This window comes from Candidatus Planktophila sp. (genome assembly GCA_030681675.1).
Classification (GTDB): domain Bacteria; phylum Actinomycetota; class Actinomycetes; order Nanopelagicales; family Nanopelagicaceae; genus Planktophila.
On sequence record JAUXRP010000040.1, the window covers coordinates 15,834 to 29,435 of the forward strand.

14 protein-coding genes are annotated in these 13,602 nt (G+C 46.3%); 6 read left to right on the top strand and 8 right to left on the bottom strand.

Annotation, left to right across the window (positions count from 1 at the left end; all coding sequences use genetic code 11):
- Positions 1–19: 19 nt before the first annotated feature.
- Positions 20–2,302 (bottom strand): sodium-translocating pyrophosphatase, encoded by a 2,283-nt coding sequence (locus tag Q8K48_07100; protein MDP1852165.1) that lies wholly within the window; start codon positions 2,300–2,302, stop codon positions 20–22.
- A 131-nt stretch (positions 2,303–2,433) separates the two neighbouring features.
- Between Q8K48_07100 and Q8K48_07105 the strand changes: the two genes are divergently transcribed.
- Complete coding sequence (locus Q8K48_07105; protein ID MDP1852166.1) at positions 2,434–3,804, top strand: GH1 family beta-glucosidase; 1,371 nt, start codon at positions 2,434–2,436, stop codon at positions 3,802–3,804.
- Between the two features lie 8 nt (positions 3,805–3,812).
- Here Q8K48_07105 and Q8K48_07110 read toward each other — a convergent pair whose 3' ends face one another.
- The 3 genes from Q8K48_07110 to Q8K48_07120 form a co-directional block, all read right to left on the bottom strand.
- Positions 3,813–4,727, bottom strand: a complete 915-nt coding sequence (locus Q8K48_07110; GenBank protein MDP1852167.1) for a carbohydrate ABC transporter permease — start codon at positions 4,725–4,727, stop codon at positions 3,813–3,815.
- Positions 4,727–5,713 carry a sugar ABC transporter permease gene (locus Q8K48_07115; GenBank protein ID MDP1852168.1) on the bottom strand — a complete coding sequence of 329 codons (987 nt, stop codon included), beginning with the start codon at positions 5,711–5,713 and terminating at the stop codon, positions 4,727–4,729. The genes Q8K48_07110 and Q8K48_07115 overlap by 1 nt, the downstream gene beginning before the upstream one ends.
- Before the next feature lie 118 nt (positions 5,714–5,831).
- Positions 5,832–7,136, bottom strand: coding sequence for an extracellular solute-binding protein (locus Q8K48_07120; GenBank protein ID MDP1852169.1), 1,305 nt, complete (start codon positions 7,134–7,136; stop codon positions 5,832–5,834).
- 186 nt (positions 7,137–7,322) lie between these two features.
- On the opposite strand from Q8K48_07120, the gene Q8K48_07125 reads away from it, so the two are divergent.
- A complete protein-coding gene (locus Q8K48_07125; protein ID MDP1852170.1) occupies positions 7,323–7,961 on the top strand; it encodes a DedA family protein in 639 nt (212 codons plus the stop codon).
- 4 nt (positions 7,962–7,965) lie between these two features.
- On the opposite strand, the gene pyrE is transcribed toward Q8K48_07125, so the two are convergent.
- Positions 7,966–8,499, bottom strand: a complete 534-nt coding sequence (gene pyrE, locus Q8K48_07130; GenBank protein ID MDP1852171.1) for an orotate phosphoribosyltransferase — start codon at positions 8,497–8,499, stop codon at positions 7,966–7,968.
- Between the two features lie 98 nt (positions 8,500–8,597).
- On the opposite strand from pyrE, the gene Q8K48_07135 reads away from it, so the two are divergent.
- The 4 genes from Q8K48_07135 to Q8K48_07150 all read left to right on the top strand — a co-directional run bounded on the left by Q8K48_07135 (position 8,598) and on the right by Q8K48_07150 (position 11,764).
- Positions 8,598–9,896 carry a DUF1800 family protein gene (locus Q8K48_07135; protein MDP1852172.1) on the top strand — a complete coding sequence of 433 codons (1,299 nt, stop codon included), beginning with the start codon at positions 8,598–8,600 and terminating at the stop codon, positions 9,894–9,896.
- A gap of 8 nt (positions 9,897–9,904) precedes the next feature.
- The gene (locus tag Q8K48_07140; protein ID MDP1852173.1) at positions 9,905–11,140 is read left to right on the top strand and encodes a DUF1501 domain-containing protein; all 1,236 of its coding nucleotides are present in this window, start codon (positions 9,905–9,907) and stop codon (positions 11,138–11,140) included.
- A 74-nt stretch (positions 11,141–11,214) separates the two neighbouring features.
- Complete coding sequence (locus tag Q8K48_07145; GenBank protein MDP1852174.1) at positions 11,215–11,451, top strand: hypothetical protein; 237 nt, start codon at positions 11,215–11,217, stop codon at positions 11,449–11,451.
- 1 nt (position 11,452) lies between these two features.
- The gene (locus Q8K48_07150; GenBank protein MDP1852175.1) at positions 11,453–11,764 is read left to right on the top strand and encodes a ribbon-helix-helix protein, CopG family; all 312 of its coding nucleotides are present in this window, start codon (positions 11,453–11,455) and stop codon (positions 11,762–11,764) included.
- Here Q8K48_07150 and Q8K48_07155 read toward each other — a convergent pair.
- From Q8K48_07155 to grpE, 3 genes are read right to left on the bottom strand one after another with little or no spacing between them, the layout of a single operon-like run.
- Entirely contained in the window at positions 11,761–12,150 is a 390-nt protein-coding gene (locus tag Q8K48_07155; protein MDP1852176.1) for a helix-turn-helix transcriptional regulator, read from the bottom strand. The two genes, Q8K48_07150 and Q8K48_07155, sit on opposite strands and share 4 nt — an antisense overlap.
- Complete coding sequence (locus Q8K48_07160) at positions 12,147–13,070, bottom strand: DnaJ C-terminal domain-containing protein (GenBank protein MDP1852177.1); 924 nt, start codon at positions 13,068–13,070, stop codon at positions 12,147–12,149. Before Q8K48_07160 ends, Q8K48_07155 begins: the two co-directional genes overlap by 4 nt.
- A 6-nt stretch (positions 13,071–13,076) precedes the next feature.
- Entirely contained in the window at positions 13,077–13,574 is a 498-nt protein-coding gene (gene grpE, locus Q8K48_07165) for a nucleotide exchange factor GrpE (protein ID MDP1852178.1), read from the bottom strand.
- Positions 13,575–13,602 lie beyond the last annotated feature (28 nt).

The following is a 13,602-nucleotide window of genomic DNA, read 5'->3' on the forward strand; positions in this document are numbered from 1 at the left end:
GAGGAAGTGCGAGCTCTGTTTAGTTCAGAATCGCTGTTGCTTGGCGACGGTTGCGAATCAAAGCGGCGATGATGACAAGGGTTGCCCCAATGCCGATCAACGTGCTGATGATTGTGCTTCCGCCGAGGGCTAGAGAGACGATCGCTGGAGTAATGAGAAGTCCAACTAAGTTCATTACCTTAATCAGTGGGTTAATCGCTGGGCCTGCAGTGTCCTTGAAAGGATCTCCAACAGTGTCGCCAATGATTGTTGCAGCATGTGCATCACTATTTTTTCCTCCGTGATGTCCATCTTCAACCATCTTCTTCGCGTTATCCCACGCACCGCCTGAGTTAGAGAGAAAGACTGCCATCAGAGTTCCCGTACCAATTGCACCGGCCAGGTATGCACCAAGTGCGCCAACGCCAAGACCGAAGCCAACTGCGATAGGTGCCATGACTGCAAGCAGACCTGGAGTTGCTAATTCACGTAGTGAGTCGCGAGTACAGATATCGACAACACGACCGTAATCAGGCTTTTCTGTACCCTTCATGATTCCAGGGTGTTCAATGAACTGTTTACGAACTTCAACAACAACTGCTCCCGCTGCTCGCGATACTGCATTGACAGCAAGACCTGAGAACAAGAAGACAACTGCCGCGCCGATAATTAATCCAACTAAGTTGCGTGGATTAGCAACATCGAGAACTCCTTGGTACTGAAGTGCAAGATCTACACTCTTTTGTCCAGCATCGAGAACGGCTTGTTTAATTGCATCGGTGAATGCCCCGAACAAAGCAGTAGCTGCAAGAACTGCAGTTGCAATTGCAATTCCCTTAGTAATCGCCTTGGTTGTGTTACCTACAGCGTCAAGGGAGGTAAGAATCTTTGAGCCTTCGCCCTCGACATCGCCAGACATTTCGGCGATACCCTGTGCGTTATCTGAAATTGGACCGAATGTATCCATAGCCACGATTACGCCAACCGTTGTAAGTAAACCTGTACCAGCGAGTGCGATTGCAAGAAGTGAGAGAACAATACTTCCACCGCCAAGCAAGAAGGCGCCGAATACTGCAGATGCAATTAAGATTGCACTGTAAACAGCTGATTCAAAACCGACTGAAATACCAGCCAAAATCACGGTTGCTGCGCCGGTTTCAGAGGATGCGGCAACGTCATTTACTGGACGCTTACCTGTCTCAGTGAAGTAACCGGTAAGAACCTGAATTGCTGCAGCAAGTGCGATACCAATTAATACCGCACCGATTGCGAGTACTCGAGGATTTGTATTACCAGCCGCAGTTACTGCATCTGGCGTTAAACCTGTGAGTAGTTTGAAATCAGATGGTAGGTATGTAAATGTTGCGAGCGCAGTTAAACCTGCACTAATGATGGCTGAAATAAAGAATGAACGGTTTATAGCGCTCATCGCTGATTTATCAGTACTGCGAAGTTTTGTTAGGAAGATTCCTATTACCGCAGTGACGGTTCCGATTGCTGGAACGATTAATGGATAGATAAGTCCAGCATCACCGAAAGCGGCTTTACCGAGAATCAGCGCGGCAACGAGAGTTACCGCATATGACTCGAACAAATCTGCGGCCATTCCAGCGCAGTCTCCGACGTTATCTCCAACATTGTCAGCGATCGTCGCCGCGTTGCGCGGGTCATCCTCTGGAATATTTTTCTCAACTTTACCAACTAGGTCCGCACCAACATCTGCGGCCTTAGTAAAGATTCCGCCACCAACGCGCATAAACATCGCGAGCATCGCTGCGCCAAAGCCGAAGCCCTCAAGAACCGATGGTGCATTTTCGCGGTAGATAATGACAACAAGTGAGGCGCCGATAAGACCAAGACCCACCGTGGTCATACCAACGACTCCGCCAGTGCGGAAAGCGATTTGAACGGCCTTCTGATCATCCTGATGACGTGCTGCATCTGCAACGCGTACATTTGCGCGAACTGCAAGCCACATGCCGTTGTAACCGACCAAAGCAGAAAACGCCGCACCGACTAGGAAGAAGATTGATCGACCGATACGAATTTCGGCATCTCCGGGAAGTGCGAATAGAAGTACGAAGACGATTGCTACAAAATAAGAAAGAGTTCGGAACTGGCGTGATAAGAAAGCGGCAGCTCCCTCTTGAACCGCCTCTGCGATTTCACGCATCTTGGCTGTGCCATCAGATGCGGCCAAAACCTGCGCGCGTAATGCGTAGGCAATACCTAACGCCCCGAGCGAAATCGCAAGGACTACATAGACGAGATTGAGGTTTGATCCAGTTACTTGTACGAGTGATACGGTGCTTGAAGCACGCATAAGTTCTCCTCCATTGGAGTTTCAGGACGCCTAGTCGAGTTAGTTGGCGCGAAGACTAGGGAAGTTTAAGCACAAAAGGGGTAAAAAGTGAAAACATACATATCTTATTAACCACGTTATAGGCTCATGCCATGAGTTTTCCAACTGATTTCATCTGGGGTGCGGCTACTTCGAGCTATCAAATCGAGGGCGCTGCCCAAGAAGATGGGCGGGGGGTCTCGATCTGGGATACATTCTCAAAAACTCCGGGCAAAGTGGCACATGGAGATACGGGCGATGTCGCCAATGACCATTACCACCGCTACCCCCAAGATATCGCCTTAATGAAGGAGATTGGCCTGCAGGGTTATCGTTTTTCATTTGCCTGGCCTCGAATGTTTCCACTAGGCGATGGGGTGAGGGAAGAACGTGGCTTTGATTTCTACGATCGATTGATCGATAGCCTGCTTGAAGCCGGTATCGAGCCTTTGGCAACGTTGTATCACTGGGATTTACCACAGGCGCTGGAAAATAAAGGTGGCTGGGTTAATCGCGACATCGTTAGCCGATTTGCTGATTATTCAACGGCCGTCGTCGAGCATTTTGGCGATCGTGTTAAGAAATTTACCCCAATCAATGAGCCTTGGGTCGTCGCCTGGCTCGGACATGGCATTGGTATCCATGCACCGGGAATAAAGGATCGAGCATCTGCATTTGCCGTTGCACATCACACGGTGCTGGCCCATGCTGCATCAACGAATGCAATGCGTGCGGTTCGAAGTGATATTTTAACTGGTCCAGTTCTAAACCAAGCTAACTACGTTCCCGATGATGCGAATGATCCCTTCCAAGCACATACTGCAGAAGTATTAGATGCAGTACAAAATCGATTCTGGATGGATGCATTTATGTATGGGAGTTATCCCGAGATTTTATTGAAAAAGTTTGGCGCAGAGTTAAGTGCAGTCATAAAGGAGGGCGACCTGCAAGCGGCAAGAGTCAAAAATGATTTCATTGGAATTAACTTTTACTTCGATAGTCGAGTCGGAGCTGAAGTTGAGGGTTTAGATCAATGGCACTCAATCTCATCTCTATTTGTGGCTGCTAGTAATGAAACTCCGAGTGGCCCATTGACCGATATGGGTTGGCCTCTAACACCAGAGGGTTTAGAGAATTTACTAGTGCGTTGGCATAAAGAACACGGTGACAAACTGCCAGATTTATATATTACTGAAAATGGCGTGGCATATGGCGATGGACCAGATAGTGAGGGTCGAATTAGGGATCTTCGTCGAATCGACTACCTCCGTACTCATTTGAAGGCCGTTTCAAAGGCTATTGATCAAGGTGCCCCGGTTAAGGGTTATTACCAATGGTCACTCATGGATAACTTTGAATGGGCACTTGGATATGAAAAGCGATTTGGAATTGTATACGTCGATTTTGACACACAGGAGCGAATCATTAAGGATTCAGGCTATTGGTACCGAGATCAGATTTTAAATAATGGAGCAGTCATATAAAGTGAGGCTCAGGACTTAACTGATCCCGCAAGCAATCCACGCACGAAATAGCGCTGCAGTGAGAAGAAGACAATCAACGGAATGATGATTGAAACAAGTGCGGCAGGTGCGACGTTTTCCCAGTGAGAGCCAAGAGAGCCGCCTAAGTTGGCAAGATGCAATGTCAATGGTGCGACATCATCGGTTCCACCAGCAAAAACAAGTGCCACTAAGAGATCATTCCAAATCCATAAGAATTGGAAAATCGCAATCGATGCAACTGCTGGTAATGAGAGCGGCAATATAATCCGACGGAAAACATCAAAGTGATTAGCGCCATCAATTCGCGCGGCCTCAAGTAACTCCCTTGGAAGAGCTGCGACAAAGTTATGTAATAAGTAAATTACCAGTGGCAGACCAAACATTGTGTGAGGCAACCAGACTGCAGCTAATGTTCCGACAATATTTAACTGTGGAAAAATTGTTATACCGAATAACTGCACGCCAGTTGCAAAAAAAGTAAGCAACGGCAAGAGTGAGAGTTGCAGTGGAACACCTTGCAATGCAAAGAGGCCATAGAAAACATGGTCACTGAAACGGAAGGGTATCCAAGCAAGTGCATATGCAGCCATCAAACCAAAGCCAACTGATAGCAGAACTGCTGGAATAGTAATTGCGAGTGAGTTAACGGCAAATGGGATCATTCCCTGTTCGCCAACCGTGCCCCCGCTTTCAAATAACACTGCCCGAAAATTATCGAAAGTGAAGGATGGGTTTGTAAAAGAGTTCCACCAACCACTTGAAACTATGTCCTCTTTCTTACGGAATGATGTGACGAGCAAACCAAAGGTCGGGACTGTCCACAAGAGTGCAATAACTGTAACAATGAGCGATGCAATCGGTGAGGTGAATGGGCGATTAGCTCCGGGTGCTTTAGTAGCCATCAGTGCTTCCTCTCCTGACGCAATGAGCGAATGTTGTAATACGTAATCGGAATTACGCCGAGAAAGATAAGTACCGCAAGGGCTGAGCCTCTGCCATAGTTCAAATAGACAAAGTTCTCATCAAACATCCGATTAGATAAAACATCGGTTTTGAAGTTTCCGCCGGTCATTGTATGAATTACATCAAAGAGCTTGAGGGTACCAACCATTGCCGTCGTTAGAACGACGATAATTGTTGTGCGCACCATTGGGACGGTAATAGTCCTGAATAATTTGATTCCAGTTGCACCATCGAGTTGAGCAGCTTCTTCAATTTCAGAGGGGATTCCTTTGATTGCCGCTGATAAAATAACCATCGCAAAGCCAGTAAATCCCCACACATAGACAACCATTAAAAACAAATTATTCCATGGGTACCACAACAGCAGATGCTTTACATCGAAGTTAAGCCAAACAAAAAATTGGCCAATCAAACCTGTTTGCGGAGCATCTTGTTCTTGATATGAGTACATCAAATTCCAGATTAAAGATCCACCTACGAATGAAATCGCCATGGGCATGAAAATTAAAGACTTTGCAAGCGCTTCACGTTTCATCTTATTAAGCATTGTTGCAAGTGAAATTCCTAAAGTTGTGACAATGGCGGGGCAGATAACAACCCAAGCGATTGTGTTCATAAATGCTAATCGGATATCCGGATCTTTTACAGCGTTTGTGTAATTAGCTAGCCCCACCCACTTAGAGGAGTCGGCATTTTTGAAGGATTCAATAAATGTTTGGATCGCAGGGATACCCAAACCAGTCATTACTAAAATTAGAGCTGGAACTAGGAAAAGTGCCAAAGCTAGATTATTTTGTTTCTTACCTTTTATTCGCGCGCCTGCAGCAAATGCGATTCCATAAAAACCAAAGAAAATAATGAGCACAGTGAGAATCTGAACAATCTTCGGCCAAGAACTGGCATACAAAGTTGACCAAGTAATCACAGGCAAACTCTCGTTTCTCTTCTATCTCTCACATTGAAATCTTTCACAGTGTAATTGAGAAACTAGGGCCTACCAAGAGGTAGGCCCTAGTTTTTTACAACTTCGAGCTAATTGCTATTTACCAGTTTGCATCAATTGCTGCTGCAACATCCTTCATTGACTTACCTTCTGCGTAGAACTTCGTCATTTCCTTCCAGAAAGCGCCGTTAACTGCAGTTGGCATCAAATCTGATGCATCGAACACAATCGAACCCTTCTTTGATTGAAGTGATTGTGCAACAACCTTGAGCACTGGATCTGAGTATGCAGATAGTGGAATTCCACTGTTGGCAGATGTCCATCCGCCAAGCTTTGCACGCTCAGTTCCGTAAGCTGGTGAAGAGAAGTAAGCCTGCACTGCTGCAACTTCCTTCTTCTTGCTGAAGGCAACTGGGAATTCAGCGCCACCTTCGATTGGCTTACCAAACTTGTTGTTTGTTGGAGGCAAATAGAAAGCATTTGCATCTCCATTTGGTCCAAATGTAGTTCCGGCTGGGAACATTGATGAATAGAAAGATGCCTGCTGCAACATTCCGCATGTGCCATCTTTAAGTCCTGGTACGCCAGCATCTTGGAACTTACGAGTTGCAACTGATTGCAAATTTCCAACTTGGCTCTCTGTACCTAACCATGCTTGCATCTTGGCCATTACGCCCTGCATCTCTGGGGATGAGAACTTGAGCTTGCCTTTCCACCATAAGTTGTACTTATCGGGACCAAGTTCACGAAGCGCCATCTGTTCGATCCAGTCAGTTGAAGGCCAACCAGTTGCTGCGCCTGATTCAATACCAGCACACCAAGGAAGTTTTCCTGCAGCTTTGAACTTCGCACCAATTGCATCCATCTGTGCCCAAGTAGTTGGGACGGTTGCACCGATTGCTTTGAACTGTGCAGGTGAGTACCAAACAAGTGATTTAGATGAGGCACCGAATGGTGCTCCGTAAACTTTGCCCTTGACAGTCGTAAATGACTTCCATGCAGAGTTGTAATACTTGTTTAGATTTGCAAGTGTCTGTCCAGTTATTGGAATTGCTTTTCCAGTTGCAACCATTGTTGTTATGAGACCTGGTTGAGGAATAATTGCAATATCAGGAGCGTTTCCACCCTTTACTCGAACAGGTAGAAGTGTTTCAAACTGATCAGTTCCTTCGTATGCAATTTTGATTCCTGTACACTTCGTGAAGTGTGAAAATACTTTGGTCATGACAGATGCTTCGGGATCACGAATACCTGCGAATACTTTGACCGTCACATTCTTAAATTTTCCGAACTGCTTAAAGTCAGCGCAATAAGCAGGTGCTGCAGTTGCAGCAGGTGTTAAAAGTGTCGTTGCTGCAAGAGCGAGAGCACCTACAACAGCTGAGAGTTTCAAGGTTTTTTTCATATCGCCTTTTCTTTCAGGGGGTCATTGGTCCGGAATCCTTGTGAAATCCGCGTCCCATGGGGTGCTCAAGTCTCATCACATTTGTAGCTAAAAGCAATGAAAACGCCATGTAAACTGAGCGTGCCAATGCAACAATTTCATAACTAGTTTTTGGCCTCTCCTCCGTCGTGAGGTAGCCTGAGTTCAATGAATCTCTTTGATGCACACTCGATTGTCGCCGATCTTGGATTAGCTGGAGTCCTCGCAATTATCTTCGCTGAAACTGGGCTACTTGTCGGTCTGGCCTTTCCTGGCGACTCGCTCCTATTTATCGCCGGAATTGCGGCGTCGGGTTCGGGGGCGGCAATCTTGGGAAATGCGCAACTATCTGCGGTTGCACTTTTTGTTGGCGCTCCCTTTGCGGCAACCGTTGGCGGCCTAGTAGGTTATTTCTTTGGTGAAAAATACGGTCGTAAATTTTTTGATCGCCCAGACGGCCGATTCTTTAATCACCAAAAAGTTATTACTACTGAAAAATGGATTCGCAAGTACGGGATAGGTAAAGCGCTTATCTTCGCTCGATTTGTTCCATTTGTCCGGACATTAATTAATCCAATGTGTGGCGTTATTGGTGTTGCTAAGAGAAAATTCTTTTTATATAATGCGCTCGGTGCGGTGATTTGGACACAGGGAGTCATTGGCCTTGGTTTCGTGCTTGGAGAAAAACTCGAAGGTTCGGTAGATGCTTATTTATTGCCAGTCATCGGCTTAATTATATTTTTAAGTTTAATTCCGGTATTTATTGAAATATTTCGTGAGTGGCAGACACGCAAACATCACAAGTAATGTATTAAAGACCCAAATCCTCTAACTGAAAAGCTGCGCGGTATTCGTATCCCGCTGCTTTAATCTTTGGTGCCGCGCCGCGTTCGACAATTACTGCGACACCAACAACGATTGCACCGGCTTCAAGGAGGGCATCGACCGCCATTAAAACTGATCCACCGGTTGTTGATGTATCTTCCACGGCCAATACGCGCTTTCCCTTTACATCAGGACCTTCAATTCGACGTTGTAAGCCATGGGCCTTCTCCGCTTTACGAACAACAAAAGCGTCAATCCTCTTTCCTTGCTGGGCAGCAACATGCATCATCGCCGTTGCAACGGGATCGGCTCCAAGTGTTAATCCTCCGACGGCCTCGTAATTCAAATCCTTTGTGAGCTCTAACATCACCTCGCCAACTAAGGGTGCGGCTTCGTGATCAAGGGTGACGCGGCGAAGATCTACGTAGTAGTCAGCCTCTTTACCTGAGGAGAGGATGACTTTGCCATGCACCACGGCTTTTTTTACAATCTGATCTCTTAACGCCTCGCGTGAACTCATGCGGGCGAGCCTACTATCTCGTAGCAAAACCTTGTGAGTTCTTTGTGGGTTCATCTACATCAAGTTAAAACGTAATGTTTTGCCCCTAAAGTCACCCCATGGATGCACGGCGTCTTGAGACATCGCGATTATTTGACCGCTTTGGTTTTGGTCCCCGTCCGGGCGAATATGCGCAGGCGTTAAAAGATGGTGTAGCGACTGTACGGGTTCGATTAACAACTATTCCAGACACCACAACCAATCTCTTACCCGTGATTGAACCCGAAATTATTGATCTAGGAAGGTATCCGGCAGCAAACTCCCCAGAGGTTGTTCCATTTGCAATCGCGATGCGAAGTCAGGCTCAAGCGATGAGTTTATGGTGGTTGGATTTAATGGCATTGAATGAACATGGCCTGCTTGAGCGCATGGTCTGGTTTTGGCATGGACATTGGGCGACTTCCATTGAAAAATTGAATTTTCCCTTACCGATGTTCAAACAAAATAAAGTCTTTCGAACACATGCACTTGGCGATTTTAATGCGATGGTTAAGGCGATGCTCAATGATGGTGCATTACAGTTTTGGTTAGACGGTCAGGACAACACCGTTAAAGCCCCTAATGAAAACTTAGGCCGCGAACTTATGGAGCTATTTGTTCTCGGAGTAAATCGATATACCGAAGATGATGTCAAAGCGATATCGCGTGTGCTCACTGGATATCAAGTTGTACGCAGTAATGGAACTGTAACAATTAATCAAAATCGCCGGGATACAAATCCCGTAACTTTGTTAGGTAAAACTGGTGTATTTACCGGCGACACACTTAGTGATTTCCTAGTAGCTCGAGATGATTGTGCAATATTTATTTCAGAGCGGTTGTGGTATCGATTTATTTCTAGCACCGAAGTTATGCCAGCAGACTTCTCAGCAAAAGAAGCATTCGCGGGGCGAAATATCACGGCCGCCGTTCAGGCAATGGCGGCAGATTCTGCAATGCGAGATCCTAAAAATTCGCTGGTTAAATCTCCCGTTGAATGGTTTATCTCTGCTTGTCGTGCACTCGAATTAACTCCATCTCAACTACAAACGCCCGCTCAATTAAATGGTTTTTTAGATAAATTAGGTCAAGTTCCATTTAAACCACCAAACGTGGGTGGTTGGCCAGCGGGTGAGGCTTGGTTATCCTCGGCCACTTCTCAATATCGATTGGCATTTGCCTCCTGGCTTGTCAAACAGAGTGGTTTAACCGCACTTACTGCGATTCCTCGGGAGTTAAGAGTTCGAGGAAGTGCCGACTGGTTAGGTGTACCTGAATGGAGCTCTCGAACTCAATCTGCTCTACGGAGCGCACTCGATGATCCAGTTCAGTTTGCCCTCCTGGCTTTATGCAGTCCTGAATACATAGTGAGTGCTTAGGAGCAGTGATGGATACGATTTCGCGACGCAGGTTTCTAAAATTAACTACTGGCGCAGTTGCAGTGGGAGTCACCGCGAATTTTTTAACCTTTGATGAAATCGCTGAGGCGGCAATTGACCGCCCTCTCGCAGCCGGTACACCAATTGTCGTCGTTGTAACTTTGTACGGTGGAAACGATGGTCTAAATACTGTTATTCCTTATAAAGATCCAATCTATTTTTCTTCGAGACCAGATATTTCTTATCAGGCAGAAACAATGTTGCCACTTGATTCCGAACTAGCTCTAAATCCGTCAATGACAGGAATAAAAAACCTGTGGGATCAAAATAAGGTAGCTATTGTTCGCGGAGTTGGCTATCCAAAATCTGATCGCTCACATTTTTCATCTATGGCAAAGTGGCAGACTGCATCTCCCGGCAAGGCGGTTAATAGTGGCTGGTTAGGCCGTTGGTTAGATTCTCAACCCGAAGATCCAATGCTCGCAATCTCTTTAGGATCTGTGCTGCCGCCAATGCTTTCCGGAACAAAGATTTCCGGATCAGCGCTACCGTTGGGTGGATTAGTAATACCAAAGGGTGCTTTTGCCTCTCAATGTATTAAACTTTCAAAACCTGCACCAACTGATTCAAAGTTAATGGCAGCGGCGGCAACCTCAATGCGAAATCTCTTTTCGGTTTCAACGGCAATACAACCGATATTAAAAGCACCGGCGCCAGTCGCAGTTGACTTGCCAACGGTAAATGGTGGTAATGCAGGTGGAGGAAGTGATCTGTCACAACAGTTAGATGTGGTTGCGAAATTAATTGCTGCAGGATCGCCAACTAAAGTTTGGTCAGTCTCATTGGGAGGTTTCGATACACATGCTAATGAGGCCAACGCTCAGGCCGCACTGCTCGGTGTGGTCTCTTCATCTCTAACTCGATTTATGAGTCAGCTCAAATCAACTTCACGATTAAATGACGTCACGGTAATGGTCTACAGCGAGTTTGGTCGCAGAGTAAAGGGCAATGCATCCCAAGGAACCGATCACGGGACATCTGGGCCAATGTTCCTAATAGGTGAAAAGGTTAAGGGCGGTTTTTATGGTGACCAGCCAGCATTATCGAAGCTTGTCGATGGAGATTTGGCAGTGACGACGGATTTCAGAGATGTATATGCCACGATTCTAGAATCGGTTTTGAAAACACCCGCCGAACAAATTCTTGGTAAATGGTCAGGCAGGACCGCTTTTTCAACTGCTTGAGGGTTTATTGATCTTTATCCACATATAAAGTATAAAACTCTCTTGATTCTTTGTGTGGCTCATAATATAATGGTATGAATCTAAACTTCACCCAATCGGCACGCAAGCATCGAATAGGTAAGGCCAGAGCGGTCTTTGTTATCGAGACAATGCAACCGATTCGAGTCCATGGAGATTCAGGTGATCCTGATCGACTGATTTGGATTGGCCCTGATAATCGAGGTTTGATTTTGGAGATCGAAGCTCTTGTTTTGTCAGATTGCATTCTAGTTATACACGTGATGCCGCATCGATTTAGAAGGGGTAAATGAGATGGTTGCCAAAGCTAAACCTAATATAAAGTCGTCGGCGAGGTCTCGCTACGTTGATTTAGAGCATGAAATAATTCTTGATAGAAATGGAAAGCGCGTAACAAGCGCGTATGTAGAGAGAATACTAAAAAAGGATCTCGGCGTGATTATTGGTCGGCCCTCTTTGACCGGTCCAAAAATACACTCTCCTGAAATTAAGGCAAGAGTTCCAAAGAAACTTAAAGTTGCACTTGAAAGAGAAGCTAAGCGCCGCGGGGAAACTGCATCCTCGATTATCAGAGAGGCATTGGAAAAATACTTAAAATCTGCTTAGTTTTCGTCTTTGTAAAGGATTACTTCGGTGCGATTTCGACGCATTAAGCCTTTAGGTGGATTCGCATCTATTAAAGCATCGACTTCAATACGCAACTGCGCAACTTCAATCGCCATATTGGCCATCGCAGACTCCAAATCAATAATTCTCTTTATCCCTGCGTGATTAATGCCTTCGCCAACTAATCTTTGTACCGCACGAAGTAATGCAATATCACGCAGTGAATATCGACGGTTGCGACCCTCGGTGCGATTTGGAGAAACTAAACCTAATCGATCATATTGGCGCAGAGTTTGAGGATGTAGACCAGAGATTTCTGCGGCGACAGATATCACATAAACGGCGGCGTCATCGTCTAGCGAATTATTTTTAGTATTCTCGCTCATACTTTTGCCTTAGCGATTAAATCGGCGCGTACATTTTGATGCGCCGTCTCTTGAGCAAATACTTTTAGCGCTTCTAGCGCTTTGCCATCAACGCGTTGTGGAACCTGAACATCAACGCACACGAGAAGATCTCCTGTCGTTGAGCCTTTGGTTATTCCGCGACCTTTAACTCTAAGGGTGCGACCATTAGATGTTCCTGGTGCAATACGAACAGTGACATCGTCACCACTCATCGTCGGCACTTTTATATCAGCGCCAAGTGCGGCTTCGGCAAAAGTGACCGGTAAAGTCAGAGTTAAGTTTTCGCCTTTTCGTGCAAATATTGCATGAGGTTTTACGTGCAAGAGAATAAATAAGTCACCCGGACCAGCTTCGCCCTCAGCTCCTTTGCCTTTGACTCGAATCTTGGCGCCATCGTTAACTCCCGCCGGCACACGTGCCGTGATGTTTTGTGTCGCTCCGCGATCGGTTGCTAAGCGCAGATCCAACGTTGTGCCAAAAATCGATTCACGAAATGTAATCGTCGCTTCGGTCTGTAAATCCTGACCCTTACGTGGACCGCGGCGACCACCGCCGAACAAATTAGCGAAGATATCCTGTGGATTTCCGCCGCCGAAGATATCGTTGAAATCTCCACCTTGCTGGCCTTGTCCCCCGCCCATCGGCGCGCGGAATCCGCCGCGCTCATAGAGCGAGCGCGCTTCGTCATATTCGGCCCGTTTTTTAGCATCTGACAAGATCTCATAGGCCTCAGATATGCCCTTGAACTTCTCTTCCTTTACGGCGTCGCCCTTGTTTTTATCGGGGTGAAGCTCTCGCGCTAGCGAGCGATATTTTTTCTTGATTTCATCGGCGCCAGCTTTCTTATCTACTCCGAGAACCTTATAAAAGTCCTTTTCATATAGGTCTTTGGCGGCCATGAATAATTACTCTCCGGTTGGATCGGTTACAGAGACACGGGCGGGGCGCAGAATTCGCTCTTTGTATTTATAGCCAGGCTGCAAAATCTTTGAAGCGGTCGCAACAGCAACATCTGCTGATGTATCGTGCATGAGCGCTTCGTGAATCTGTGGGTCAAAGACTTCACCTTCGGTACCGTATTTTTCAAGACCTATGCGTGCTGTGATCGCATTAAGTTGATCGGCAACGGCTTTAAATCCACCCGTGAGTTCACCATGTTGTTCTGCGCGATCAACATCATCGAGCAAGGCCAAGAGCTCGGTAAGTACCGCACCGATTGCCATTTCATGCGCTAATGAACGATCACGCTCAACTCGCTTTCGATAGTTGGCATACTCTGCTTGGAGCCGTTGTAAATCATAGGTGAGAGTAACCACCGGATCAGTTACTTGATCCGGTGTTACATCTTCAACTATTTCATCTACTTGATCTACAGGTTGCGTTATTTCGCTCTCTGTTGTCACTTACATACACCAATTCCAAAACTCGACA